Here is a 25,591-nt window from a genome sequence, read left to right on the forward strand (position 1 = left end):
GCGCGCATCATGGCACAGCCGCGCCCCACGCAGGGGGCGGGCTGCGGCGCTGGCCAGACCTTTCAGCACTCCGTTACCGGGCCGCGGTCTGCTTCCACCAGTTGGGCATGGCGGCCAGCACCTCGCCGCCGGCCTTGAGGCTGTTGGCCAGCTCCAGCGCGGCGCTGCCAGGGGCCGTGGCAATGATGTACCAATTGCCCAGGGTGCCCAGGCGCTGGGTCACCGTGAGGCCCTTGGCCTGGGCCCAGGCGCGCACCTGGGCGTCGCTCCAGTCGGCGTTGAACTTCACGATCACGCCACCGGGCAGCGCCATCAGCCGGCCCGCGGGGGAGTTGCCCTCGCGGTACACGGGCGAGATGTGCGTGCCGGCGCCCTTGGCCACGGGCTGGTTGGCGGGCTGCAGTTGCACCAGAGGTGCACTGCCCTCGCCCACGCTGCGCGCCTGGGTGCTGCCCGCTTCGGGCGTGGGGGTGATGATGGCGACCTGGCTGGTGTCGAGCGTGATGGTGCGCTGGGTGTCGCCATCGAAGTAGTGGGCGGTGGTGGCGGCCAGCGCGCCGGTGGCGGCGGCACAGGCGGCCAGGACCACCGCGGCACGGCGCAGGGTAGTGAGTGGGGAGAGCTTCTTCATGGTGCGGGACCTCGGCAAGTGTTCGGGGGAATGGAATGGGGTGCTGCAGGGCATGCGGTGCAACCCATCAGTAGCCATAGGCCTTGATGCTCCAGGCAGAGACGCTGCCGGTCTCGCCCGTCTTGCCGTCGCGCACGGACAGGGTCCAGTTGCCGTCGGCGGCCTCGCCCATCAGGCGCACGATGCCGAAGGTGAAGCCCCCTTCCAGCGCGGCGCCGCAGGTCACGGCATTGCCACCGGTGTCCTTGCAGTCGCGCACCACCGATACCGTGCTGCGCGTGCCGGCAGGGCTGGTGAGCGTGATCTCCAGGTTGCCCACGTTGGTGTGGTTGGAGGTGATGGACAGGTCCACGAACTCGAGCTTGCCGATGCCACTGCCCTGCAGCGTGAGGCTGCTGGTGGCGGCCGGGCCGTCGTCCGCCAGGGCCAGGGGGCTGCCCAGGGGGGCGGCCTGGGTGGCGGTCTTCTGCGCGGGCAGCAGCGCCCAGCCCGCGGCCGCGCGCACGGCGGCCAGCGCGTCGATGGCGCCGTAGCCGTACTCGTGGTTCACTGGCAGCCCGCCGCCGTTGGTGGCCCAGCCGGTGTTGGCGGGATCGGTCTTGCGCGCGGTGCGGGCCAGGATGGCGCGCACATCGCGCCAGGTGAGCGCGGGGTTGATCTCCAGCAGCAGCGCGGCCACACCGGCCGCCTGCGGCGTGGCGGCCGAGGTGCCGTTCATGCAGCGCGTGTAGTTGGGGCTGCCGGTGATGTCCTCGGGCTTGTTGCCGTCGTTGTAGCCGGTCGCGCCCGACACGTCGGTGGTGGTGGTCGTCTGGGTGCTGCAGAACTCGCCGCCGTAGGCCGTGACCAGCACGTTGGAGCCCGGCTCGGAGTAGGAGGAGCGCTTGCCCTGGTCGTTGAGAGCGCCGATGGCCAGCACGCCCTGGAAGTTGGCCTGGCCATCGTAGTCCGAGCGGTCCTCGGGCGCGCCGTTGCCGGCCGCCCAGGTGTAGATGGCGCCCTTGCCGCCGCGCCCACTGGTGATGCCGGTGCGGATGGCGTCGCGCCACAGCTCGTCGGCCGGGGCCAGCAGGCCATTGCTGTCGGCGGCGCCGTAGCTGTTGGTGTAGATGTGGTTGCTGGCCAGGTCCTTGGTCACCGCGTCGGCGCCAAAGGCGCCCGTGGTGGCGGCCAGCAGGTTGTAGCCCACCAGGCGGGCGTTGAAGGCCACGCCCGTCACGCCCAGGTTGTTGTTGCCGATGGCCGCCGCCAGGCCACCGCAGCTGGTGCCGTGCGAGCTGGTGGAGGACGAGGGGTCGCCATAGGCGTTGGTGCGGTAGTCCCAGCTTTTGCCGGCCACCACGCGCAGGTCTTCGTGGAAGATGTCCAGGCCGTCGTCGATCACCGCGATCTGGATGCCCGTGCCCGTGGCCAGCTGCCAGGCCTTGCCGATGTTCAGGTCCTCACCCGCCAGCGCGGCCGGGCCGCCCGCGCCGCTCTGGCCGGTGTTCTTGAGGTGCCACTGGCGGCTGAACAGCGGGTCGTTGGGCACCAGCGCCGCCAGCGGCGCACCGCCGCCCACGCTGACCAGCCCACCCAACGTGATCACCACGTCGTAGAACGACTGGCTGCCCACCGTGAGGGTGGCAATGGTGAGCTGCCCGTTGGACGGATTGAAGCTGTCATAACTGCGGTTGGGCCCCGTGGCACTGAAGCCCAGCACGCCGCCCAGGGTGACGACGACGTTGTCGTACTTGTTGTCCCCCACCACCAGGCTGCCGATGCGCACCTCGGTGGGGCGGTCGGGGGACCAGGTGGTGGCGGCACCGGCCAGCCCGCAGGCAGCCAGCAAGGCAGTGGCGAGCGCCAGGCGCGCAGGCCTGCGGAGGGAGGTAGATCGTGGACGACGCATGGAAGACACCCCTGTTGGTTTGATTTGACGGCGGCAGGATCCTTGTTTCAGGTGCCGCCCGGCGATTATCAAAACCGCTTTGGCTTTGCGCCAGAGAAATATGGCTGGACGGTCGGTCGTCCACCCCGCGGCACGGCTTGCCTGCGCGCGCCTTCAAGTCAATAATGTTGACATGAAAAATCCTGAAGACAGCCTTCCCCCAGGCAACACCTCCTCGGGCCCCACCGGCCTGCAGATCCTGCAGGCCATGCAGGCCGGGCGCATCCCGCCCTCGGGCATTGCCACCACCATGCCCATGCGGCTCGTCACCGTGGAGCGCGGCCTGGTGGTCATGGAGGTGAGCCCCGATGCCCGGCACCTGAATCCCGCGGGCGCCGTGCATGGCGGCTTTGCCGCCACCTGCCTGGACGGCGCGGCCGCGTTGGCCCTGCTCTCGGCCCTGGGGCCGGGCGCGCAGTATTCGACCGTGGACCTGAATGTGAAGTACGTGCGGCCGCTGACCGAAGGCGTGGCCTACACCGCCACCGGCCGGCTGGTGGAGCAGACGCGCAGCCTGGGCATCTGCAGCGCCGAGATCCGCGGGGCGGATGGCAAGCTGCATGCGATGGCGTCGGCGACGCTGATGGTCAAGGCATAAAAAGGCGCCTGGAGCCGCCCCCGCTGCTAGCATGGCAGCAGACACGCCCTTGCCCATCCGCCGCCCATGCAAAGCCCCACGGTTCCGTTTCGCCTGCCCGCCGATCGCCTGGCGGAACAACTGGCGCAGTTCAACGCACGGGCGGAGGTGCAGTGGTTCGGGTTCGCGGGCGCCTTGCGGGCCCCAGGGTCGGCGCTCATCACCTTCACCGGGGCAGGTGCCGGCCTGCAGGGTGGAGGCGGCACGGCGGCCATCAATGGCGGCGTCATCGCGGCGGGTTTCGATGCCGCCTTCGTGCTGGCGGGGCTGGGGCAGTACGACACGCCAGTCGTCGTCACGCTGGAGCTGTCCGTCAAGTTCCTGTCGCTGGCACTGGCCACGGAGCCGCTGGCGTTCCACGCGCACGTGGTCCGCTCGGCCCGGAACTTCTCGTTCGCCGAGGGCTTTCTCGCCCCGGCAGCGGCGGCTGAAGGCCCGCCCATGGCGATGGCAACGGCCATGGTGGCCCCGGGGCGCTGAGCCGCACCCGGCCTGGCCGTCAGGCCTTGCGCGCCAGCGCCGTCATCACTTCGCGCCAGGCATCCTGCCCTTCGGGGGAGACACTGCGCATGGCCTCTTCCATCGCCTCGCGCTCGTGGCGCGACGCGGTCGCCTCCACCTCGCGGCCGCGCTCGGTGAGCGACAGGCGCTTGGTGCGGTGCTGCACGGGGTCGCGCTGCGCGAGCAGGTAGCCCTCGTCCTGCAAAAACCGGAGCGGCCGGTGCAGCGCCTGCTTGCTCACGCCCAACAGCTCGATGAGCTGCCCGACCGAGATGCCCTCGGCCCGCGCCACTGCGTAGAGCAGCCGGTGGTGCACGCGCGACAGGCCTTGGCTTGCCAAGAATGCATCGGCCTTGACCACCAGCCCGCGGAAGGCGAAGTGCATGAGCAGCAGCGCGCCGTCGAAGGGCTGCAGCGGGCGCATGCCGGCTCTGGCGGCGCGCGGCAGGTCGAAGGCCGGGTGGTCGGCGGGCTGCGGCTGGGCCACCTGGTTCGGCGCCGTTGAGGCTGGGGTCGGTGCGGGCTTGCGGGGCATGGTGGGCGAGCGCGTGGGATTCGATCGATCGGTCAGGCGGCTGCGTTGGCGTGGCCCCTGGGGACAAAGAAGGTGTCCAGCGTGGGAAAGCGGTCCGTGCCCTCGATGCAATCGAGCAGGTACAGCGCAAAGCCCGGATCGCCCGTCCACAGCGAATAGCGCATCTGGCCGAACTGCGCGCGGTCGCGCTCGGTCTGGCCTATGCCGTGCATGGCGAAGGCGCGGGCACGCTGCAGCCAGAGCGCATCGCCCGTGCGCCGGTACAGCTTGAGAAAGGCATAGCCATTGCCGCCCGTGCCATGGCACAGGTTGGAGCCCTTGCGCAGCGGCCCTGCGGCCCAGGTGGCCTCGGCGCCGGCCTGCAGCAGGTCGTCCAGCTCCGTGCCGGGGAAATCCCCCAGGCAGATCACGAAACCCGGCGCGCCATGGCAGAACTGCATGAGCCCCGGGGCCTCGCGCAGGGGTTTGGAACTGAGCCGCGCGCGCCAACTGGCGCAGGCGCCGTCCCACTCGGCCGTCTGGCGGATGGTGGTGGCGATGCGCTGCTGCCACGCTGCCCAGTCGGCGGGCGCCAGCAGGTGCCGCCCCTGGACCAGCACCGATGCCGTGGCCACGAAGCCGTGCACCGCGTCGAGGTAACTGGAGGTCTGGCCGTACATGTCCTGCGTCCAGTAGTGGCAGCGGTGCTCGTCGGACCAGTGCAGCTCGGACCACAGCTGCTGCGCGGTGTCGCGGTAGCGCTGCACCCAGGCGGCATCGCCCGTCTGCTGGTGCAGCCACAGCGAGGCCAGCAAGGTGCCGGGCGATCCCCACATCAGCTCGCGCGCCGGGTGCTGGCGCGTGGCATCCACCAGCACGCCCAGCCGGCCCAGGGTGTCGGCCGAGGGCGCCAGCCACTGCGCCAGCAACTCGATGCCGGTATCGCCCATGAGGTAGCTGCCAAACGGCGCACCGCCCTCACCCTCACCCTCACCCTGCCCCATGGCCACTCGGTTGGGCGCCAGCAGTGCGCGCACATGCGGGCCGTAGTCGCGCTGCAGCCGGCAGGCACCCCGGGCCTGCAGGCAGTGCAGCGCCCAGATCACGCCGCAGGCGCCCCAGTACAGCATGTACGAGGGCGCGGCGTGGCGGCTGTCGTTGGGGTGGGTGGGCCACAGCCCCTGGGGGGTGAAGCGGGCCTCGGTGTCCTGCACGGTGCACGCGATGGCCTCGCGGGCGGCGGCTTCGTCCCAGGGCTGCAGGGAGAGCGGTTCGTGGCGGTCGGGTTGGTAGAGCAGCGTGGCGGCCATGTGCGCAGTCTACTGGGGGCACCGCCTCACTGGCGCTCGTACGCCACCGCGACACCGGACACCGAATCCTTCTGCGTGAAGACCCGGACGCCCGCGTGGTGCGTGATGACCAGCGCGCGGCCCGACGCCCACCGTACCTGCACCACAGGGCCACCTGCAGCGCTGACGGGCACGGCGCCCCGGTTGTCGTCGGCCGTGAAGACGTTGCCGGATGCACTGGGTAAGGCATCCGTGGCACCGATGACCGACACCTGCGTCAAGAATCCCGTAGCCGCGCCGCAGTCGCGCTGGAACACCACGGCCTTGAGGCGCTGGTCGGGCGAGAAGGCCTCGGCAACCACGGTATTGCCGCACAGATCCGGGAACAGAAGCGACAGCGCAAAGAGGCCTGCCGCGGCGAGCAGGAGCAAGGCCAGGGCAGCGATGGCAAGTTGTTGGAGCAGGCGTTTCATTCCATGGCGGAGTGGTTGGGGGGCAATATAGCCCCTGCGCCATGCGCACCCAGCCAGGCGAAGATCCGCGTCCACAGGTCTTCGAGGTGGGCGGCCTTGGCCAGCACATGCCCCTCGCCCCAGTAGCGCGCGAACTGCACTTCCTTGCCCAGTTGCACCAGGGCGGCGTACATCTCCTCGCCCTGGGCCATAGGCACGTAGTCCTGGTCGCCCTGCGCGATCAGGAGGGGCGCGGTGATGCGCTCGGCCATGAACACGGGGCTGTTGCGCACGTAGCGGTCCGGGTCCTTCCAGGGCGGGCCGCCCAGGTGGAACTGGCGCTCGCACATCTCGGCCAGCGCGAGCATGCCATGCCCGGTACCGTCGTCGTAGCGCATGCGCGGATCGGCCGCGCCATGAAAACTGACCAGGTTGGAGATGCCCGCCGCCGCGATGCCCGAGCGAAAGAGCGCTGTGGTGGCCAGCAGGCTCATGGCGGCCCAGCCGCCCAGGCTGTGGCCATAGACATGCAGCCGGGCCGGGTCGACCAGGCCGGTGGCCACGCAGGCGTCCATGGCCTCTTGCGTGGCCTGGGCCACCACGGCGGCCAGGTCCAGCGGGCCGGGCGTTGCGGGCAGGGGCAAGGGCACGTCGATCACGGCATAGCCCTGGGCCGCGAGCAGCTGCACGTTGAACTGGCCGGCCTCGTGCAGGCCGAAGCACGGGCGCGGCCGCGGGTGCGCCACCGCGCCCGGGTACACCCAGGCCACGGCAGGCCAGGGCGCGCTGCCGCCTGCACAGGCCGGCGGCAGCAGCACACGGGCCTTGCGCGGCTGGCCGTCATCGCTGCCGGTGAAATCGACATCGCGCACCTCGCCCTCCTGCACCCCGGCCAGGTGGGTGTTGGTGTGAAAAAGCCCGCGCACGGCTGCTGCACCGCCTTGCCCGGCCAGCACCAGGCGGCTGCCCAGGCCGTCCTGCACCAGGAACAGGGCCTGGCCCGATGCGCCGTGCACGGCCACCAGTTCGCTGGCATCGGCAGCCGGCGCCTCACCGCTCCAGGCCAGTTGCCTGCGTTCCAGCGCGGCCTGGTGGCCGGATGCCAGGCGCTCGCCGAAGGCGATGAGCGCCGGGTTGTCCGCGTGCCCGGCCAGGGGCAGGCGCCGCCCCTGGCGCACGTCGCAAACCACCAGTTCGCGGGGGAGATGCGCCAGCCCGATGGTGGCCTGTGCATCCAGATGTTTCGGCGCCCCCACTGCAGCAGAGGACAGCACGCTGACCGTGGGCTGGCCCGGCACGTCGAGCGCCTGCCAGAAGGCGGCGGCCTTGCGCGCACCGCGCGCGTCGAGCCCCGCCAGCCAGGGCGTGCTGCCATCGGGCACGCAGGCACAGGCCAGGAGGTCATCGCCGATCCACTCGAACGGGCGCACGCCCAGCAGTTGCAGCGGGCCCAGGTCGGGCATGGCGGGCTGCTGCGCGCCACCGGCCACCGCTGCATCGGCATGCAGCCAGCCCACGCGAACGGACGCACCGTCTTCACCTGCCAGGCCCAAGGCCAGGTAGTTGCCGCAGGGCGACCAGGTGGGTGCGAAGCAGTCGAACGGCAGCGCCAGACGCCGGACCTGCAGCGTGGCCAGGTCCGCTGTGAACAGCTCGCCCCGGGCAATGCCGGAGAAGAAGACGTCGGCATGCCGCGTGGCCTGCGCCAGCGGGCGCTGCACGCAAAACGCCAGCCTGGCCCCATCGGGCGAAAAGGCAAAGCAGCTTCCATGGGTTTCATGGAAGGTGTGCAGCTGGAGCACATCGGCAATGGACAGGGGGCGGGGGTCGGGGTGGTGGCTTGGCAGGGGGGCGCTCATCAGCATCCTGTGGCAAACGAAGGAAGTTGGCTGGGCACAGTGCACGCGCGGGGGCGTGCGCCAGGGCGCTGGCTGCGGTGCGGGAGGGGGAGTCTACGCAAGCCCTTGGTAACCGAATGCAACGCCATCGGGCACCGGCCCGGGGGCCTAGAATTTCAGAGCCTGCCGTGTTGTCCCCGCAAGCAAATACCACCGCATGAGCCCGCTCTCAGCCACTGAGGAACCCTGCATGAATCAGCAGCAACAACCACCCGCTCCCGGTCCGCTGGTGCTCTACGGCCACCCCTTCTCGTCGTACACGCAGAAGGTGCTGACCGCGCTGTACGAAAACGCCACGCCCTTCGAGTTCCGCGTGCTGGGGCCCGATGCGCCGCAGCATGCGGCCGAATGGCTGGCGAAGTGGCCGCTGCGTCAGTTTCCGCTGCTGGTGGATGGGGCGCGCGACGTGGTGGAGACCAGCATCATCATCGAGTACCTGCAGATCGCCCACCCCGGCCCGGTGCGCCTGATTCCGAGCGACCCGGTGGACGCACTCGGCGTGCGCTTCATGGACCGCTTTTTCGACCTGCATGTGATGAACGCCATGCAGCTGGCCGTGAACGGCGCGCTCACGGGCGATGCGGTCAAGCGCCAGGACGGCATGGCCCTGGCCGTGGAAAAGCTGGACCGCGCCTACGCCTGGCTGGAGGGCCGGCTGGCCGGCCGCACCTGGGCCACGGGCGAGCACTTCACGCTGGCCGACTGCGCGGCGGCGCCCTCGCTGTTCTATGCGGACTGGACACACCCGATCGCCGAAACCTACCCGGTGCTGCGCGCCTACCGCGCGCGGCTGCTGGCGCGCCCCTCGTTCGCACGCGCGGTGGACGAGGCGCGGTACTTCCGGCCGTACTTTCCGCTGGGCGCGCCGGACCGGGACTGAGCGAGGCAGAGCCCCATGCGCAACACCACCGGCCACCAATTGCCCGCCATCGACTGGCCCACCCTGCTGTGCCGGGCGCAAGGGACTTGCGCGACCCCGCAAAGAGCGTGAACAGGTTCTTGGGCTGGGCCGGCAACCGCTACCGGCGCTTGATCCACTACCCCAGCCAGGCCAGTGGCAGTTGGAGCTTCAACTTCAATGGCGAGGGCGAATCGGTGCGGCAGGACCCGCGCTCGCTCGAATTCGCACTGGGGGCGCACGCAGCTCGACTGACCATGGTTTGGATTAATCTCCACGGCACTGCATCTTTGAGGAAAATAATGGCTCCTGTTTTGATCGTCGGCCTGGCCGGCCTGGCGGTATATGCGGCGATAAATCTCAAGGGAGATGAAGCCCCCCTCAATCCGCCCAAATGGGCGATGCTTGCGGCTGAAGCTCAAAGAGCAAGCGCCCAGGATAAAAAGCAGGAGTCATTGTCTTCGCTCATCGACTCTTCCGGCGCGGATGATCTGTCAAGCAAATTGGACATACTCTTGTCCAAAAAAATCCCAGCGAGCGACAGCATGATCAACCAGATAAGCCAACGCTTCAAGGACAGCAAGGATCCGCAAGAGCGATTGCGATTGGCACGCTTTTATAATTCCGCATACTTCAATACAGAAGACCAGCAACTGAGAGAGAAGATATCGGCCACTCTGACGGAGTTGATTTGGGCAGAGGCCGACGCCAAGGTAGGTCGAGAGTTGGCATTGAGCCATTCACGCCTTCTTTTCGACAACAATACCTTGGACAATCTCTCCGCATCCTACAAAAAGAAATTCTTGAGCTTCGACGATTACTACGGAGAGTTGGCCCATGCCTTTCCTGGCGCACCGCCGGACACCCGGGCCGCGATGATCAAGGAACTGGCGGAAAGCCATAATCGCTATGCATCGGACATCGTTGCAGACTACATGAGCGGAGGAAACGCGGGCGCTTTGACCGCCGCCGAATTGGGTGCGCTCAAGAGCTTCCTCAAAGCCAACGAACCTTTGTTCACTGGAGCGCCCACCGCGTTCAGCATGTTTGAAGCCATTCGCGTAGAAAAGTGGCTCGGCGCCATGAGCGAATTCGAAAAGAAAGGCCCCTCAGCAAGGCCCAACGACCAAGTCATTTTTGACAAGCTTCAAATGGCGGATACCGATCCTCGCTTCGCGATCGCATTTCTCATATCGGCCCGCGGGAGAGAGTTGGCAATGGAAAAAACGTACTCTGCTGAGATATCGAAGGCTCGCTCGAAGGCATACGAGTTCATCGAGAAAAATCCGTCCTCGCAATCCTTGCAATCGGTTCGCGCCTTGCTGGACGATATAAAGCCGCCAATTTGAAGCAAGATGGCTGGGACTGGATCACCGCCCCCGGCCCAGCCACAGCGCCATGGGCAGCGCCAGCAACTCGGCCACAAAGCCCACGGGCGCCCAGAAGGTCTGCCAGCCCAGGATGCGGATGTCGCGCAGCCCCAGGGACCGCGCCGTTTCTGCAGGCGCATACATCAGCAGTATCGCTGCCAGGGAGATGCCGAACACCACCAGCAGGCTGGCCGCCCGCCAGGGGCGCAGGCCCATGCGGGCGCCGAAGCGGGCATGCACGGCATACAGCACCAGCAGGCCCAGCGCCAGCGCGGGCGCCAGCAGCCACAGGCCCAGGGCGATGAGTTCGGTGGGGTAGATGATCATGCGGCAGCCCGCACGCGGGCGTGCCGCTGGCGCACCAAGGGTGCGCGGCGGCTAGAACGCATCCTTGTACATCTCGGTCGCCAGCTCCAGCGCCAGGGCCTTGCCGCCCACGGCGCTGAGCACGTTGGCCATGTCCTCGGAGGTGTCGGCATAGAACCAGTCGATGGTGAAACGCAGGGTGCGGCCCAGCTGCTGCTCGCCCGCCACCATGGGGGGCTGGCCCAGGGTGCGCAGCTGCATGTTCTCGCCCAGGCGCGACTGCTCGCGCACCCACCACGACAGGAATTCCGCGGCGCGCAGCCCCGATTCGTTGCGCTGGATGCGGAATTCCAGCGACAGCAGCACCTCGTTCTCCAGCGCGCCATTGGATCGGCGCAGCGCGGCAATCGGCAGGTCGGCATGCGGGCCGTTGGGCAGCGACAGGTCAGCCAGCGCCACCTCGGGCAGGTAGGTGTTGTCCAGCTGCGCCTGGGTCACGCCCGGTACGGCAGTGAGCGCGGCGATCAGGCGCACCACTTCGGCCGGGGCGTCCTGGTCCGGCTCGGCGGGCTGCGCTGATCCCTCGTCGAGCCCGGCGGGCTGTGTGGTTTCCGCATCGTCGTAGTCGTCGGCGGCCAGCTGCGCAGGTTGCGTGGCGGGTTCCACGGGCTCGTAGGGTATGGGGGGCTGGATCATCGAAAGGTCTTTGTCCGGGTAAAACAAACAACAAACAACGCGCAGGGTGTCCTGGGAGGGCGGGCGGGCCGGCTTGCGGCGGCCCTCAGCCGCCGCTGCCCCACTCCTGTGCCTCGATGCCAAAGGCATCGGCCGCAAAGGCCTGGGCTTCGCCGAGCGTGGCGAACCAGTGGTCGGCGGCCAGCCGGCCATCGAGCGACGAGCACACCAGCAGGCAGCCGCTGCCGCCGTCATCGGTGATCTCCAGGCGGAAGTCCACGTCCGCCGAGCCCGGCGTGCCCTCGTCCGCCAGGGACCAGCTGCCATCGGGGTCGACGGCGATCAACAGGGTGCGGCTGGGAATGGCGGCGTGGATGGCAGGCATGCGGGCGGAGGGTACAAAAAGAAAAATGGGGCGGGTTATGGCGCAGTTGGCAGCCATTGTCGCCTGCCTGTCGGCAGACCATGCGGTCCTAGCCTTGCTGCTTTTGCTCCTGCCCCTGGCTTTGCGCCTCGCGGATCCCCTGCACGATGGCTTCCACATACGGGTCGTGCAGCCCGCGCTCGCGCAGCGCCTGGTCCAGCGAAAGCACGTAGTCGATGTTGGGACCGAACACGCCCTTGGCCACCGCCACCAGGCGGGCCACGGTCTCGGCGCAGGCGTCGTGCTCGTGCTGCGGGTGGTCGGGGTTGGCCACGAAGGTGATGGCGGTGACGCTGCGGCCGTCCTCCAGCTGCACGGCCTGCCACTGCGGGTGGTAGCCGCCGCCGGTCATCTCGCGCGTCCAGAGCATGCGCACCTCGTCGCGCGCATCGGCCTCGGGCAGGCGCAGGGCCACGCCCTGTACGGCCCCGCCGGGCATGAGCGACAGCACGCGGCCCGGGCGCTCGGGGCTGCCGCGCCCGGAGATGGAGCGCAGGCAAAAACTGCGGTGCCAGCCCGCCAGCGTGGCCGTGTGCTGCTCTTCGAACGGCATCAGCGGGTTCCAGATCAGCGAACCGTAGCCGAACACCCAGGTGGGCCCTTCGGGCCGGCTGTCCCAGGCGTGGGCAAAGGATTCTTCCACCCGCTCGTCGGACCACCCCGGGTGGGCAACCAGATTCATGCGGCGGCGCAAGCTGCCGTTGCGGAGGTTCTCGCGGGTCAGGATGGTCATGGAGCAAGGGAACGCCAGGATCGCTCGTGAGAGAGGAGAAGGCGCAAGTTTGCCATGGCCGTGTCGATCCGCAGGCCCGGCCGTACGAATGGATACCTTGGGATACCTTGAACCCGGCCCGCCCGACCAGCGCCCGGCCACCTGCACGGATAATCGCGCCATCGCCAATCGGGGGCGGCAGGTACCGCCACCATCGGCCCAGCGCCGGCGCAGCCAGAACAAGACCACCCCCTCCCTCCTTTGTACCCACCCCCATGCCCCAGGCCCTACGCAACACCTTCCTCACGCTGCGCGACCTGATCGTCTCGGCCGGCCCGCTGGCCTTTCTGGCCGTGGGCCTGCTGATCGCCGCCTACTGGTGGCTCAACCCCAACCCGCCCAAGACCGTCACGCTGGCCACCGGCCCGGCGCAGAGCGCGTACGAAGAGTTCGGCAAGCGCTACCAGAAGGCGCTGGCGGTCGATGGCATCGAGGTGGTGCTCAAGCCCAGCGCGGGCTCGTCGCACAATCTGCAGCTGCTGCGCGACGGCGAGGCCGACCTGGCCTTTGTGCAGGGCGGCACGGCCGAGCTGCTGCCCGATGACCCGGACAACCTGGCATCGCTGGGCAGCCTGTTCGTCGAGCCGATCTGGCTGTTCTACCGCGCCGACTCGGCCCTGCGCGTGACGGCCACTGGCCGGCTGGACAGCCTGCGCCAGCTGCGCGGCCTGCGCGTGAACGTGGGGTCCGAAGGCAGTGGCGTGCCGCGCCTGACGGAGCAGTTGCTGGAGGCCAACCGCGTGGAGCCCAAACAGGTGCGCCTGTCGCAGCTGGAGCAGACGCCCGCCACCGTGGCTTTTCTGGACGGCAAGCTCGATGCGCTGGTGTTCGCCTCGGCCCCCGAATCGCTGATGGTGCAGATGCTGCTGCAGACCCCCGGCGTGCACCTGATGGACTTTGCCCAGCACGAGGCCTACGCGCGGCGCTTTCCGTACCTGACGCCGGTGACCCTGCCGCGCGGCGTGGTCGACCTGGCCAGCAACATCCCGCCGCTGGACGCGCGCCTGGTGGCCACCACCACCTCGCTGCTGGCACGCGACGGCACCCACCCTGCCCTGCTCACGCTGTTTGCGCAGACCGCGCAGAAGCTGCACGGCGGCGCCAGCTGGTTCAACCGCGCGCGCGAGTTCCCCAGCACCCGCCACAGCGAGCTGCCCATTGCCAAGGAGGGCGAGCGCGCCATCAACGAGCCCGTGCCGATGATGCAGCGCTACCTGCCGTTCTGGATCGCCAACCTGATCGACCGCATGTGGCTGGTGATGGGCCTGTTGATCGCCGTGCTGCTGCCCCTGTCGCGCATCGTGCCGCCGCTGTACCAGTTCCGCGTGCGCTCACGCGTGTTCCGCTGGTATGGCCGCCTGCGCGAGATCGAAGACACCCTGGAGACCAACCCCGCCGGCCACCCCGACATGCTCAAGGCCCTGGACGCGCTGGAGGCCCAGGTGGAGAAGATCAGCGTGCCGCTGTCGTATGCGGACGAGCTGTATGCGCTGCGCAACCATATCCAGATGGTGCGCAGGAAGTTGCTCAGGGTGCAGGCGGGGGGTGTGGCGGAGGAAGCAGCGCCGCCCGAGGCGCCGCAACCGGCTGAACAGGCAGGCTGACAGCCGGTACCAACCTATCGAGCTACCCACCAACCGCCATCGGGCCCATGCCCTTGAGGGACCGTGCCGTTAGTTAGTTACCGGCTTCGCTCGACCTTCGCGTAAATCTCTCCGCTCGCCTTGTTGATCACCGCAATCATGTCGAGCTTTCCGTACAGGCCGAAGTACTGTTCGGTCTCGTCAAAAGGTTCGCTCCGCGTGGGATAGGTCTGCTCCTTGTACGCAACCACCCAGGGAGCGGTGAGCGAAGCGACGTACAGGCATCCAATGTCCTTTTCCACGGACCGGGCCTGGTCCCTGGGCATCTTGAAGGTCTGTTTGTAATAGTAGAACGAGTACAGATAACCCCCGTACCCGGGACTGTTGCCCCGCTCGATGGACGAAGAAGGCTCGTTGCCAGGCCCCGACTGGAGCACCACGGCATAGGTGTCACTGCTCTTTTGGAAGACCTTGGTGACCGCACCATAGGCATTGCTGGCCTCATACGAATCGACTTTTTCATTCATCCTCGCCAGAAACACCCGGCGCAGATTCATCGCCTCGGGTTTCATGCTGAAGCCATCGATGGATGCCTTGATCGACCCGGCATGGCCCTTGGCTTCATACACCTCCAGCGCGGGGTCGTACTTCGTGATGCACCGGCCGATGATGGGGATCGGCCCAATGCCCCCCATGCGGGCAGCCAGGGCAGCATCGTAGGCGCTGCGCTCCTCCGGGCTGGAAAACTTGTCGGGCTTGCCGGGAGTCGACGCCAATTGACCCACCACCCACTCATACACCTTCTTGGGATCATTGGGGGCGTATTGGAGCACCGGCACTGCCGGATCGAAAAACACGGGAGCAAAGGCCTTGGGCACCTCCTCAGGTACAGCCGCCGGTGCCTGAACCGCAACCGCAGGCGGCTCGACCACTTTCCTTGCCTGCTGTTTAGGCGGTGCCGCATTCACGGCCTTGGTGGCAGGCGGCTGGTTCTGTGCGAATGCAGGAACGGACAACACCCCGGACAGCAAAAGCAGCGCCGCATTGCATTGGCGGACGCACGTGACGGTATTGAATTTCATCGATTGAATGATTGATGTTTCAAGATCAAATTTGACGGGGGCTGCGGCGTTGAATGCGGTGCCACAGCGCACCGAGACGCCACCTCGACCTGGTGCCCCGACGTCCCCCTCCTGGCCCCGTCATCATATCGGCCACGTGCAGCATCCAGGTCGTGGAATGGCGCGGCCCAGCGCGTTTGCATGGCCCATGAAGGGAGTCAAAGGCTTGCGGCAATGCACCCAAGCAGTGCTGCGAGAAATCCGAAGTCCCGTTGCGTCATGCTTGCCTTTTTAAAAGAAAGCGCAAATCCATCTCGCACAGACAGCCAAAGTGCGCCCGACTTGCATTCGCAAACCGACCCTGACATATCCATGCGGGCTAGCGAGACGGGCATACCCGCAAGGAGCCGGAACTCTCACGGATCTCCGCCGTGCCAGGCACATCGTCACCGAGCACGCTGCTCGCACAAGAGCCTGCATCAACAAGAACCGGCCTCTCTCAATACACCGGCTCCCGCACCAGCACGATATCCACCCGCCGGTTGCGCGGCGACTGCGGCTCGGCCTCGACCAGCAGGCTGTTGTCGGAGCCATAGCCCACGGTGTCCACCCGCCCCTCCTTTTCGGCCCGGGCGGCGGCGGCGAGGGCCACGCGGCTGGCGCGGCGGGCGGACAGGGCCTCGTCGGCGTTGACCGACAGGCAATCGGCGTCCACCGTGGGGGGAGGGCCACCGGGGGCATACACGTCGCTGTAGCCGATGACCTTGAGCGACAGGCGCTGGTCGGCCTGGAGTGCGGCGTCCAGCACCGGCGCCACGCGCGTGGCCAGTTCCTGCTGCACGGTGGCCGGCAGGCAATGGCTGTTGCGGGCGAACGAGGCGCCCTGGATGCGCACGATGCCCTGGGCGGGCAGCACTTGCACACTGGGCAGCGCGCCCTGCTTTGCCAGCTGCTGCAAAGCGGCCAGCGCCTTGGCAGCGTCAGGGCCGATGGGCTCCTTGGCGTGTGCGCTGGTGATGACCGTCAGCACCAGGGCGGCCAGGGCGGCGGCGGTGCGTGGAACAACGCGGCGTCGAACAGAATCTGGCGCGGGGCAAGCGCGTGCGGCGGACGGCACGCGCGTGAGGAGAAAGGTCGTCGCGAAGGTCATGGGAAGAAAGCGATGGAGCCGTGGATCACTTGTCTATCGGCCCGCCCTGGCAGGCCGATGCGACGGGTTCGGCCCATCATAGCCTCGGCAACGCAGGTTTGGCCCGCCCTCTTGCCCGCTTGCGCCACGCACCGCGCTACAGCACAAAGCCCCCGTCGATGGTCATGCTGGCGCCGGTCACGAATCCCGCCTCCGGGCTGGCCAGGTACGCAACCAGGGCGGCGATCTCGCCCGGCTCGGCCATGCGCTTGAGTGGGATCACGTCCTTGAGCCACGAGGCCATGGGTGCGGTCATGTCGGTCTCGGTCGGGCCGGGCTGCACGTTGTTGACGGTGATGCGCCGGGGCGCCAGGTCCAGCGCCACGCCCTTGACCAGTGCGGCCACGGCGGCCTTGGTCATGGCGTAGACGCTGCTGCCCGCCGAGCCGGTGCGGATGGCGGTGTTGCTGCCGATGGTGATGACGCGCCCGCCATCGTGCATCTGCGCTACGGCAGCCTGGATGGCCAGGAACACGCCGCGCACGTTGACATCGAGCATGGCGTTCAGGTCGTCCAGCGCCACAGAGCCGATGGGCGCTGCGCGCAGGATGCCTGCGTTGACAACCACCGCGCTCAGCGGTCCGAGCCGCTGCACTGCGGCGTCCACCGCGGCGCGGATCGCCGCCGGGTCGGCACTGTCGGCCTGGATGGCCAGGCCACGCCGGCCGGCCTGCTCGACCGCGGCCACCACGCCATCGGCACTGTCGGGCCGCGAGACATAGGTGATGGCCACGTCGTAACCATCGTGCGCCAACCGGCCGGCAATTGCCGCGCCGATGCCGCGCGAGCCGCCGAAGACCAGCGCCACACCACGGCCACCGGTTGCCTTGGCCTGCCGCTGTGCGGCATCCCAACCCTGCGCTGCACCGGGCCGCGCCGTCTCCACTGCTGTTACTGCTACTGCATTGCTGTCCATGGTTTCACTCCTTTAATTGAACAATCGTTCCAAAACAAACCAAAAAAAAGGAACTCAAAGGCTGCGAATCTTTGACCGTGCCCGAAAGGCGCGCCACAACGCCCTGGATCCAGGCGCAAAGCACAGCCATAGCTCGGGCTATGGCGAGCATTTGCAACGACGAGCCGGGGCGTTTTGACGGGCAAGGCGGGCATGGACGAAATATTCTCAGCCTCTCAGCCCAGAGCCCGCAGTGCAAGGCGTGCCATGGCACGCAGCTCCGCGTCTGGCGCACCGCCGCGCGCGGCGATGCGCAAGGCTGCCACCTGGGCCAGCACAAAGCTGGCTGCATGGCGAGGGTCCACATCGGCCGCCACGTCGCCTGCGGCCTGCGCCTCGCGGATGCGCGAGACCAGGGCCGTCTGCAAAACCTTGGCCGCCACTGCACGTATTGCCACCAGCTCTTCGTGGGTGCCACCGAACTCGCTGACCGAGCCCACGCCCAGGCAGGGGCTGTGGGCCTCGGCCACTACGCGCTTGAGCATGTGCTCGATGCCGGCCCAGGCGGTGGCGCCCAGCTGCAGCGCTGCGATGTGGCTTTGTGTCTCGCCAGCCGCATAGCGCTCCAGCGCTGCGCAGTACAGCGGCCACTTGCCGCCAAAGGTGTTGTACAGGCTTTGCTTGCCGATCTGCATGGCCTCGGTCAGCATCTCGGCCGAGGTGGCCGCATAGCCATGCTCGCGAAAGACGCCAACGGCCGCGTCCAGCGCTTGCTGCGGATCGAACTGTCGGGGTCTTGCCATAGGGCGAGTATAGCCATATTGGAACGGTTGGTCAATAACGACCGTGAGAGGATGCCGGGCTGGCCGCGCCCCAGCCACCTCATGCAGAATGCCGCGATCACCGAGACGCAAGGAGCCCCCATGGAAAGCGCCGTCGAACTCGCAGGTTTCTTTGCCGCGCACGGCATCTGGTGCGTGGCCGAGGGGGAGCCGCTGACGCCCATGCTGGCGCAAGAGTCGGCGGCCTATGGGCGCAACATGCTGCGGTTTGCGGCAGACCAGTTGGAAGAAGGCGTGGCCCAGGCGCAGGAGTATCTGGACCAGAACCCGGGCCAGGCGGAGCGTGCAGCGCTGGTCTACGACGGCTTCATCACCCTGCCCTCGGGCCGCACGGATGCGCTGATCATCCTGGTGCGGTCGTATGCCAGGCCCGCGGTGGCCTCGACCACGCTCACCATGGCCGTGCCCTACCGCAACGCGCAATCACCCGCCGGCTTTGCCGTGCACCGGCCCAAGTTCATGGGCTGGCAGGGGCCGGGCACGGCGGACTACAAAGTGCTGGGCGATGCGTTCTTTCGCGGGGTCGAGTCGCACGAGGCGGCGGCGCCGGTGTGGGCGCAGCACAATGACGATTCGATCTGAGGCGGCAGCACCGGGCGGGTGCTATGCCGCGTGGGCAGCGTGCCGCTGGATGAACTCCCGCGCCTGCGCCGGCCTGGTGAGTTCGGCCCACTGCAGGTGTCCATACGCCGGGTCCTGACGGAGCCCTGCGAACTTGACCCGGTTGCGTGCAAAGGTGGTGTACGACCACCACAGCACCGATTCGCGCGAGAAGAACGCCATGCGCAGCGATTCGCGGTTGCCGTGGGCCAGCTGGGTGCGCAGCAGGCCGCGGCTCAGCGTGCGCCAGAGCACGCGAGGGAACACGGTGGCGCGCCCATAGTTGAGCCACACGATATGCGTGGCGCGCGCCCACAGCAGCTCGCGCACGGCGGTGTAGTTGCCGTCGGCCACCCAATGTTCGCCTTCGGTCGCGCCGCGCACACGGGCCTCGAACTGCGCGTGCGGCACGGCCACCCACCCGGGGCCCCAGTACAGGTTGTCGAGTTCGATGTGCGGGCTGCAGGTGGCTTGCGCCAACGCGGCGGCAAAGGTGGACTTGCCGGCACCGCTGGTGCCGACGACTACGACGCGCATGCGGGCTTGAAAGGCATGTGAGGGCAGCTGCGGTTCATGCCGATCCCGGCCCCTGCCACCAGGTGAAGGCTTTGCGGGCCGCGGCCACCGAGGGGTAGGCATAGTCGGAGCCGTGTGCATCGGTGATGCGCAGGCTGCCATCGCTGAGCTGGTGCCAGGTCCACCCCTCCACGCCCATGGACCCGCTTTGCAGCACCTCGGCAGCAGGCGGTGGCGGGGCGGGCTCGGGGGCCACCAGCACCGGCGCGGCGACCTGGGGCGGCTGTGCCGCGGCCGCGGCCGACCCGCCGGGGCGGGCTTCGAGCAGGCGGCGGATGGCGGCCAGGTCATCGGCCTGCCGCAGGGCCTGGAGCACGCGGAAGAACACGTAGGGGATCACCGCGATGGCGATGGCCAGCCCCGCAATGGCCGCTTCCTGCGGAGCGCTCTGGGCGGTGAACATGCCCGTCAGCAGCACCAGCGCGGCGACGATGGCGCCGAACAGGCTCAAGAATCCAAAGAACTTCATGTGTCTCTATCCTCCCGGTGGTTGCTTGTGGAATGGTCTGCGCCGGTTGCCCCGGTACGCCCAGAGCTTTGCATCGGCGTCAGGCCGTTGAATGTAAGGCAGCGGACCCCAGTTGCCCCGCCGCCACTTCCTGCACCACCGCCCGCAAATGCTCCACCGCGGGGCTGGCAGTGCCCACGCTGTCGAGGTGCAGTGACACGCCCACGGACGGCAGCGCTGGCAGCCCCAGCGGCTTGCCCACCGCGGCCAAGCCTGCGGGCACCTGGGCCGTGGCCCGGGGTGCCACGCCCAGGCCGGCCTGGGCGGCGGCCCAGATGGCCGAGACGCTGGCGCTGGTGAGCACCACGTGCCAGGGCCGGCCCGTGCGCTCCAGCGCGGCGATGGCGGCCTGGCGAAAGCTGCAGGGCTGCTCCAGCAGGAGCAGGGGCACCGATTCCCCCTGCGGCAGCGGCAGGCCGTGCTGCGCGATCCACTGCGTGGGCAGGCGCGCAATGGTTTGACCTCCTGCCTGCCCGCCTGCCTGTGCAGCGGAGGGCTCGCCAAACGCCAGCACCAGGTCCACGTCGCCGGCCTGCAGTTGCGCCAGCAGCGCGCTGCTGCGGTCCACGCGGATGTCGATGCGCACGGCGGGGTGCGCACGCGCAAAGCGGGCCAGGGTGGCGGGAAGCCAGCCATCGGCAAAGTCCTGCGGCATGCCAAAGCGCACGCTGCCCTGCATGCGCGCGCCCTGCAGCGAGAGCACGGCCTCGTCGTTGAGCGCAAGGATCCGCCGCGCGTGGCCCAGCAGCAGCTCGCCCGCCTCGGTCAGCGCCTGCTGGCGGCCCTGCTTGCGGAACAGGGGCGTGCCCACGCGCTCTTCCAGCGCCTTGATCTGCAGGCTCACGGCGCCGGGCGTGCGGTGCAGGCGTTCGGCGGCCTTGCCGAAGCCGCCGAGTTCGACGGCGGTGACCAGGGTTTGCAGGGAGGGCAGGTCGAGCAGCATGGCCAATAGGTTAGCCGCTTTAAACGTTTCAATCAAAACAATTCGATTGTTTAAAGCAACGGTAGTTTCTACAGTGCATGCACCTCCACCCTGCTCTACCCCTGAAGGACACCTGACATGCTGGCCATGCAATACGGATTCGACCTGCCCGATGACTTCGACATGCACACCCTGCGCCGCCGCATCCCGGAGATCGGCAGCCGCTTCGACGCCCTGCCCGACCTGCACCTCAAGGCCTTTCTGCTGGCCGACCGCACGGCCACGGCGCCCAACCGCTACGCGCCCTTCTACCTGTGGGACGACCCTGCCGGCGCGGCCGGCTTCGTCACCTCGCCCGACTTTGCCGCGGTGCAGGCCCGCTACGGGCGCCCCGTGGTGCATGGCTGGAACCCACTCGCCCACCTGCAGGGCCCGGCGGCCGGCCAGGTGCCGCGCTTTGCCACCCAGTACTTCGAGGACCTGCCCGACACCACGGACCTGGTGCAGCGCGCGGCCGACGAGCGTGGCGCCGCTGCCGAGCTGGCCAGCGCGCCGGGGGTGCACAGCGTGTTCGCGGGCCTGGATGCCCAGGGCTGGCAGGTGAACCGCACGGTGCTGTGGCAGGGCCCACCGCCAGCGGGCACCGCGGGGCGGGTGTTCGAGCTGCTGTACCTGTCGGCACCGCGGGGGGTGCGCAGCAGCGCTGCGGCAGGTGCTTGACAAACCAGGCCCTGGCTTGAGCCCCCAAGGCGCCGGTGCGTGTGCGCCGGGGCACACCCCGGCAACGGTGCTCTGCCTCGGACGGGCCGTGTGCGGTCGCGCATGTAGTATCTTCGACGACCAGCCACTTGCGGTGCCCCTGGCACGCAGGGATATCCGCCATCCAGTGGCCAACCACCACGAAGTCCATTGAGCCCCACCGTACCTCCATCTCTGTCAGACACCGGCCAGCGCAGCGGCGACGGCAGCAACGCGCCCGCCCTGCTCTCGGTGGTCTGCCCGATGTTCAACGAAGAGGCCACGCTGGACCTGTTCTTTGCGCAGCTGTTGCCGGTGCTGGCGCAGACCGGCCTGGCGTTCGAGATCGTGTGCGTGAACGATGGCAGCCGCGACGGCACGCTGGCGCGGCTGCAGGCGCTGGGCGCCACGGTGCCGGGCCTGCGGGTGATCGACCTGTCGCGCAACTTCGGCAAGGAGGCGGCGCTGACCGCAGGCATCGACCATGCGCTGGGCGCGGCGGTGGTGCCCATCGATGCGGACCTGCAGGACCCGCCCGAGCTGATCCTGGAGATGGTGCGGCTGTGGCAGCAGGGCTTTGACGTGGTGCTGGCGCAGCGCACGGACCGCAGCGCCGACCGCGTGCTCAAGCGCAAGACCTCGGAGTGGTTCTACCGCCTGCACAACCGGATTTCCGACTCGCCGATACCGCCCAACGTGGGCGATTTCCGGCTGATGGACCGCCAGGTGGTGGATGCGCTCAAGCGCCTGCCCGAGCGGCGCCGCTTCATGAAAGGCCTGTTCGCCTGGGTGGGTTTTCGCCAGGCGACGATTCCCTACACCCGGCCGGCACGTTCGGCCGGGGACACCAAATTCTCGGGCTGGGGCCTGTGGAACCTGGCGGTGGAGGGGCTGACCTCGTTTTCCACCGTGCCGCTGCGCATCTGGACCTACCTGGGCCTGGTCGTCGCGCTGCTGGCCTTCGGCTATGGCTTGTTCATCGTGGGCCAGGTGCTGCTGTTCGGGCGCGATGCGCCGGGCTATGCCTCGCTGATCACGGTGGTGCTGTTCTTGGGTGGGCTGCAGCTCATCGGGCTGGGCGTGCTGGGCGAGTACCTGGGCCGGGTGTACATGGAGTCCAAGGGGCGTCCCGTCTACATCGTGCGCGAGGCGGCCGAGGGCGATGCCCCGCCCCAGCGCGATGCCCGCTGAGCGGCGCCATGCCCTGTTTCCGTCTTTTTTCATGAACACTTCTCGGTCCCTGATCGGATTCGCGCTGATCGGCGTGCTGTCCACCCTCACGCACGTGTGCGTTGCCACCCTGTGCATCGAGCTGCTGGGCGCGCGGCCGCCCGTAGCCAATGTGGTGGCGTTCACCGTGGCCACCATGTTCTCGTACACGGCCAACACCCTGCTGAGCTTTGGCCAGCGGCTGAGCGCGACTACCGCCTGGCGCTTCGGCCTGGTGGCGGGTTCGGGCGGCGTGGTCAGCACCTGCATCACCTGGGTGGTGGAGCAGGCCGGCGGCCACTATGCGCTGGGCATCGCCCTGGTGGTGACAGTGATACCGGCCTTCAGCTACCTGGGCCACCGGTTCTTCACCTACCGCGTGCGCTAGTCCCGTGAGCCCTTTATCGCAAGCATCTGGCTGGCGCCAGAACCTCATCGCCCTGTGCCTGCTGGCACTGCTGGTCTTCGTGCTGCATGGCGCCGCGCTGCAAGGCAACTGGCGCTGGGACGACGGCACGCACCTCTTCAACAGCACGCAGTACACGCCCTGGTCGGTGTTCCTGAACCCCGAGGTGACGCGGGCCGTGTCGGGCAACCAGTTCGCGCCCTGGAACCTGTTCGTCTACCAGGTCAACAGCGCCCTGTTCGGCATGGACCCGCGGGCGTTCTACCTGCACCACCTGCTGTCGCTGGCTGCGGCGGCCTTCGCCCTGTATGTGCTGATGCGCCAGTGGTTCCCGGCGTGGCGGGCGATGCTGGCCGCGGCCCTGCTCGTGGTGGGCGCGCCGGCCTTCCACATGGCGCAGCAGTTGATGGTGGGGCACTACCTGGACGGCCTGACCTTCGCCTGCCTGGCCATGTGGGCCCAGTTGCGCGCGGTGGAGCGCAGGCAATGGCGCTGGGCCTGGCTGGCGGCCGTGCTGTACCTGCTGTCCACGCTGTGCAAGGAGGTCTATGTGCCGTGGATCGCGCTGGCGCTGTTCATGCCCCTGGGCGCCGCAGTGGCCCCCATGCCGTGGCTGCAGCGCTGGCGCTACGCCCTGCCGGCCCTGGCGGTCGCACTGGGCTACGCCGCGGTGCGCGTGCTGGTGTTTTCCGGGGCGGGCGGGTACCACCCCAGCACGCTGACAGGCTGGCGCGACGTGCCCGGTGTGCTGGATGCGGTGGCCCTGATGCTGACCCATGGGCTGGTGGGCGCGGGCGCCCTGGGGCTGCTGGCCACGGCCCTGGGCCTGGCATGCATCGGGGTGAGCCTGGCCACGCAGCCGCCGCAGGCGCGCCTGAGGGCGGTGGTGGCTTTGGGCGCGGCCATCACGGTGGTGGTCTTTCCGCTGCTGTTCGTGGCGCGCCCGGGCCTGGAGTGGCAGCTCCACGCCCGGCTGCTGTGGGTGCCGTGGGTGGCGCTGTGCGTGCTGTGGTGCCTGCCCTGGCCGCCGCGGCTGGCGCGCTGGCATGCGCTGGCGCTGCTGGTTTTTGGGGTGGCGGCGGGCCAGCAGGCCTGGGTGCAGCGCCAGCATGACCGCCCCATCGAGGCCATGTTCGATGCACATTACGGCTTTGCCCTGCAGCCACCACCCGGCCAAGTGCTGCTCCCCATCCAGTTCAATACGCCCGGCTATGTGGCCGCGGTGGCGATGAGCGCCCATGCCGCGCGCCAGCGCATGGAGCCCGGGCTGGCGCATGCCCAGCCCGCGCTGCTGCGCCAGTGGCCGGTGGATGCGGGCGAGCGCGCGCGCATCCGCGTCTGGCAGGACAGCTGCCAGTGCCTTGCGCCCCTGGACACGCTGGCGCCCGCACTGCAGCAGGCGGCACTGCAGGCGCAGCTGGACAACCAGGCCTTTGCGGCACCGCTGCGCCAGCCCTTGCCCTATATCGCCAACGCCTGGGGCGGTGCCATCGACGCCATCACCACCCAAGACGGCGTGGTGCATGTGCGGGGCTGGACGCCGACGCTGGGCGCCGGCAGAAAAATGTTCCTGACCGGGTTCACCGGCGTACCGCCCGTGACCATCGAGAACGTGCAGCGGCCCGACGTGGCCGGCGCGCACGGCCGCCCCGACATGCTGGATTCGGGATTCCGCGCCACGCTGCGCTTTGCCAGCCCAGAGGCCGCGCAGGCCGCCGCCGCCAGCCTGTGCGCGGTGGTTGCCGGCCAGTTGCCGGGGCAGGAGCACCAGTTCCTGATGCTGCCCATCGAAGGCGGCACACGCTGCCAGAACGCGCTGATGCCGGCCAGGACGCGCCCCCTGTGACACAGCAGCGCATGAGCCCCCCCGCCAAACCCGCCCGGGCGGCCGATCTGGCCGTGCTGGGCGCGCTGTGCCTGCTGGCGTTTGCCGTGCACGGCAGCGCCCTGCAGGGCTCCTGGCGCTGGGACGACGGCCAGCACCTGTTCTACCTGGGCCTGTACAGCCCCTGGTCGGTGTTCCTGGACCCGCAGGTGACGCGCGCCGTCTCGGGCAACCAGTTCGCGCCCTGGAATCTGTTCATCTACCAGGTCAACCACGCCCTCTTCGGCCTCAAGCCCCTGCCCTACTACGTGCACCACCTGCTGTCGCTGGCGGGCGCAGCAGGCGCGCTGTACCTGCTGCTGCGCCACTGGCTCGGGCGCTGGCAGGCGCTGCTGCCCGCGGCGCTGCTGCTGGTGGGTGCCCCGGCCGTGCACATGGCCCAGCAGCTGATGTCCGGACACTACGTGAACGGCATGCTCTTCGCCTGCCTGGGCCTGTGGGCCTATGTGCATGCGGTGCAGAAGGCGCAATGGCGCTGGGCGGTGCTGGCCGCGGGCTTCTACCTGCTGTCCACCCTGTGCAAGGAGGTCTACGTCCCCTGGATCGCCCTGTATTTGCTGCTGCCGCTGCCTGCGGGCACGCCCCGGGGCATGGCGCGCTGGCGCCTTGCTGCGCCGGTCCTGGCCGTAGCGCTGGGCTATGCGGTGCTGCGCATCGTGGTGTTTGCGGGCGTGGGCGGCTACCACCAGTCGGCCCTGGACGGCTGGCGCGCCGTGCTCAGCTTTGTCGCCACCCTGGCGCGCGTGCTGACCGATGGCCTGCTGGGCGCCAACCTGCTGGGCGTGGTGGCGGGCGTGCTGTGCCTGGCCTGCGCCGGGGCGGGCGTGCTGGCACAGCCCGCCCCCCGTCTCTTCTCCACACCTGCCACCTTCTACGAGGA

Annotated in this window: 27 protein-coding genes and 1 pseudogene; 11 read left to right on the forward strand and 17 right to left on the reverse strand. The window is 68.6% G+C overall.

The genetic code is table 11. The annotated features are described in order from the left end of the window. Positions 1-73: 73 nt before the first annotated feature. Together AC07PA_RS31685 and AC07PA_RS31690 are read right to left on the reverse strand one after the other, a co-directional pair. Positions 74-631, reverse strand: a complete 558-nt coding sequence (locus AC07PA_RS31685; protein WP_494609550.1) for a hypothetical protein — start codon at positions 629-631, stop codon at positions 74-76. Positions 632-698: 67 nt separating this feature from the next. Then, a complete protein-coding gene (locus AC07PA_RS31690; RefSeq protein ID WP_494609551.1) occupies positions 699-2,522 on the reverse strand; it encodes a S8 family serine peptidase in 1,824 nt (607 codons plus the stop codon). A gap of 172 nt (positions 2,523-2,694) precedes the next feature. Between AC07PA_RS31690 and AC07PA_RS31695 the strand changes: the two genes are divergently transcribed. Both AC07PA_RS31695 and AC07PA_RS31700 read left to right on the forward strand, forming a co-directional pair. Further along, a complete protein-coding gene (locus tag AC07PA_RS31695; RefSeq protein ID WP_494609552.1) occupies positions 2,695-3,159 on the forward strand; it encodes a PaaI family thioesterase in 465 nt (154 codons plus the stop codon). 66 nt (positions 3,160-3,225) lie between these two features. Next, positions 3,226-3,678 carry a hotdog domain-containing protein gene (locus tag AC07PA_RS31700; protein WP_007851074.1) on the forward strand — a complete coding sequence of 151 codons (453 nt, stop codon included), beginning with the start codon at positions 3,226-3,228 and terminating at the stop codon, positions 3,676-3,678. Between the two features lie 19 nt (positions 3,679-3,697). Here the strand turns inward: AC07PA_RS31700 and AC07PA_RS31705 are convergent, their stop codons facing one another. From AC07PA_RS31705 to AC07PA_RS31720, 4 genes are read right to left on the reverse strand one after another with little or no spacing between them, the layout of a single operon-like run. Continuing rightward, positions 3,698-4,234 (reverse strand): MarR family winged helix-turn-helix transcriptional regulator, encoded by a 537-nt coding sequence (locus AC07PA_RS31705; RefSeq protein WP_494609553.1) that lies wholly within the window; start codon positions 4,232-4,234, stop codon positions 3,698-3,700. A 32-nt stretch (positions 4,235-4,266) separates the two neighbouring features. Further along, positions 4,267-5,523, reverse strand: coding sequence for a lanthionine synthetase C family protein (locus AC07PA_RS31710; RefSeq protein ID WP_494609554.1), 1,257 nt, complete (start codon positions 5,521-5,523; stop codon positions 4,267-4,269). A gap of 26 nt (positions 5,524-5,549) precedes the next feature. Next, positions 5,550-5,975: a hypothetical protein gene (locus tag AC07PA_RS31715; protein WP_494609555.1), complete on the reverse strand. Its 426-nt coding sequence runs from the start codon at positions 5,973-5,975 to the stop codon at positions 5,550-5,552. Next, a complete protein-coding gene (locus AC07PA_RS31720; RefSeq protein ID WP_494609556.1) occupies positions 5,972-7,813 on the reverse strand; it encodes a S9 family peptidase in 1,842 nt (613 codons plus the stop codon). Before AC07PA_RS31720 ends, AC07PA_RS31715 begins: the two co-directional genes overlap by 4 nt. Positions 7,814-8,042: 229 nt before the next feature. Between AC07PA_RS31720 and AC07PA_RS31725 the strand changes: the two genes are divergently transcribed. Continuing rightward, the gene (locus tag AC07PA_RS31725) at positions 8,043-8,732 is read left to right on the forward strand and encodes a glutathione S-transferase family protein (protein WP_494609557.1); all 690 of its coding nucleotides are present in this window, start codon (positions 8,043-8,045) and stop codon (positions 8,730-8,732) included. 86 nt (positions 8,733-8,818) lie between these two features. Further along, positions 8,819-10,099, forward strand: coding sequence for a hypothetical protein (locus AC07PA_RS31730; protein WP_494655419.1), 1,281 nt, complete (start codon positions 8,819-8,821; stop codon positions 10,097-10,099). Between the two features lie 21 nt (positions 10,100-10,120). Here the strand turns inward: AC07PA_RS31730 and AC07PA_RS31735 are convergent, their stop codons facing one another. The 4 genes from AC07PA_RS31735 to AC07PA_RS31750 all read right to left on the reverse strand — a co-directional run bounded on the left by AC07PA_RS31735 (position 10,121) and on the right by AC07PA_RS31750 (position 12,258). Then, positions 10,121-10,447, reverse strand: coding sequence for a hypothetical protein (locus tag AC07PA_RS31735; RefSeq protein WP_494609559.1), 327 nt, complete (start codon positions 10,445-10,447; stop codon positions 10,121-10,123). Between the two features lie 51 nt (positions 10,448-10,498). Beyond that, a complete protein-coding gene (locus AC07PA_RS31740) occupies positions 10,499-11,122 on the reverse strand; it encodes a hypothetical protein (protein WP_494609560.1) in 624 nt (207 codons plus the stop codon). An 85-nt stretch (positions 11,123-11,207) separates the two neighbouring features. Continuing rightward, positions 11,208-11,486 (reverse strand): hypothetical protein, encoded by a 279-nt coding sequence (locus AC07PA_RS31745; RefSeq protein ID WP_494609561.1) that lies wholly within the window; start codon positions 11,484-11,486, stop codon positions 11,208-11,210. Between the two features lie 88 nt (positions 11,487-11,574). Further along, complete coding sequence (locus tag AC07PA_RS31750) at positions 11,575-12,258, reverse strand: gamma-glutamylcyclotransferase (protein WP_494609562.1); 684 nt, start codon at positions 12,256-12,258, stop codon at positions 11,575-11,577. A gap of 254 nt (positions 12,259-12,512) precedes the next feature. Here AC07PA_RS31750 and AC07PA_RS31755 point away from each other — a divergent pair, with 254 nt between their 5' ends. Beyond that, the gene (locus tag AC07PA_RS31755; protein WP_494609563.1) at positions 12,513-13,901 is read left to right on the forward strand and encodes a TAXI family TRAP transporter solute-binding subunit; all 1,389 of its coding nucleotides are present in this window, start codon (positions 12,513-12,515) and stop codon (positions 13,899-13,901) included. 77 nt (positions 13,902-13,978) lie between these two features. On the opposite strand, the gene AC07PA_RS31760 is transcribed toward AC07PA_RS31755, so the two are convergent. From AC07PA_RS31760 to AC07PA_RS31775, 4 genes are all read right to left on the reverse strand, one after another. Beyond that, entirely contained in the window at positions 13,979-14,962 is a 984-nt protein-coding gene (locus AC07PA_RS31760) for a hypothetical protein (RefSeq protein ID WP_494609564.1), read from the reverse strand. A 478-nt stretch (positions 14,963-15,440) separates the two neighbouring features. After that, the gene (locus AC07PA_RS31765) at positions 15,441-16,091 is read right to left on the reverse strand and encodes a hypothetical protein (RefSeq protein WP_494609565.1); all 651 of its coding nucleotides are present in this window, start codon (positions 16,089-16,091) and stop codon (positions 15,441-15,443) included. A 136-nt stretch (positions 16,092-16,227) separates the two neighbouring features. After that, positions 16,228-17,046 carry an SDR family oxidoreductase gene (locus AC07PA_RS31770; RefSeq protein WP_494609566.1) on the reverse strand — a complete coding sequence of 273 codons (819 nt, stop codon included), beginning with the start codon at positions 17,044-17,046 and terminating at the stop codon, positions 16,228-16,230. Positions 17,047-17,261: 215 nt separating this feature from the next. Continuing rightward, positions 17,262-17,828, reverse strand: coding sequence for a TetR/AcrR family transcriptional regulator (locus AC07PA_RS31775; RefSeq protein WP_494609567.1), 567 nt, complete (start codon positions 17,826-17,828; stop codon positions 17,262-17,264). A gap of 120 nt (positions 17,829-17,948) precedes the next feature. On the opposite strand from AC07PA_RS31775, the gene AC07PA_RS31780 reads away from it, so the two are divergent. Beyond that, positions 17,949-18,449, forward strand: coding sequence for a hypothetical protein (locus tag AC07PA_RS31780; protein ID WP_494609568.1), 501 nt, complete (start codon positions 17,949-17,951; stop codon positions 18,447-18,449). Positions 18,450-18,470: 21 nt separating this feature from the next. On the opposite strand, the gene AC07PA_RS31785 is transcribed toward AC07PA_RS31780, so the two are convergent. The 3 genes from AC07PA_RS31785 to AC07PA_RS31795 all read right to left on the reverse strand — a co-directional run bounded on the left by AC07PA_RS31785 (position 18,471) and on the right by AC07PA_RS31795 (position 20,494). After that, positions 18,471-19,004, reverse strand: coding sequence for a P-loop NTPase family protein (locus tag AC07PA_RS31785; RefSeq protein ID WP_494609569.1), 534 nt, complete (start codon positions 19,002-19,004; stop codon positions 18,471-18,473). Positions 19,005-19,038: 34 nt separating this feature from the next. Then, entirely contained in the window at positions 19,039-19,512 is a 474-nt protein-coding gene (locus tag AC07PA_RS31790; RefSeq protein ID WP_494609570.1) for a hypothetical protein, read from the reverse strand. Between the two features lie 79 nt (positions 19,513-19,591). Next, on the reverse strand, positions 19,592-20,494 hold the full coding sequence (locus AC07PA_RS31795) for a LysR substrate-binding domain-containing protein (protein WP_494609571.1): 903 nt from the start codon (positions 20,492-20,494) through the stop codon (positions 19,592-19,594). A gap of 117 nt (positions 20,495-20,611) precedes the next feature. Between AC07PA_RS31795 and AC07PA_RS31800 the strand changes: the two genes are divergently transcribed. The 5 genes and pseudogenes from AC07PA_RS31800 to AC07PA_RS31820 all read left to right on the forward strand — a co-directional run. Further along, the gene (locus AC07PA_RS31800; RefSeq protein WP_007856823.1) at positions 20,612-21,193 is read left to right on the forward strand and encodes a DUF4865 family protein; all 582 of its coding nucleotides are present in this window, start codon (positions 20,612-20,614) and stop codon (positions 21,191-21,193) included. A 261-nt stretch (positions 21,194-21,454) separates the two neighbouring features. Further along, complete coding sequence (locus AC07PA_RS31805; RefSeq protein ID WP_255344583.1) at positions 21,455-22,402, forward strand: glycosyltransferase family 2 protein; 948 nt, start codon at positions 21,455-21,457, stop codon at positions 22,400-22,402. A gap of 31 nt (positions 22,403-22,433) precedes the next feature. Then, complete coding sequence (locus AC07PA_RS31810; RefSeq protein WP_494609572.1) at positions 22,434-22,808, forward strand: GtrA family protein; 375 nt, start codon at positions 22,434-22,436, stop codon at positions 22,806-22,808. Positions 22,809-22,812: 4 nt separating this feature from the next. Continuing rightward, positions 22,813-24,672, forward strand: a complete 1,860-nt coding sequence (locus tag AC07PA_RS31815) for a glycosyltransferase family 39 protein (protein ID WP_494609573.1) — start codon at positions 22,813-22,815, stop codon at positions 24,670-24,672. An 11-nt stretch (positions 24,673-24,683) separates the two neighbouring features. After that, positions 24,684-25,591, forward strand: a pseudogene (locus AC07PA_RS31820) (hypothetical protein); the annotation flags it as partial.

The sequence above is a fragment of the Acidovorax sp. GW821-FHT09B03 genome, assembly GCF_059418305.1.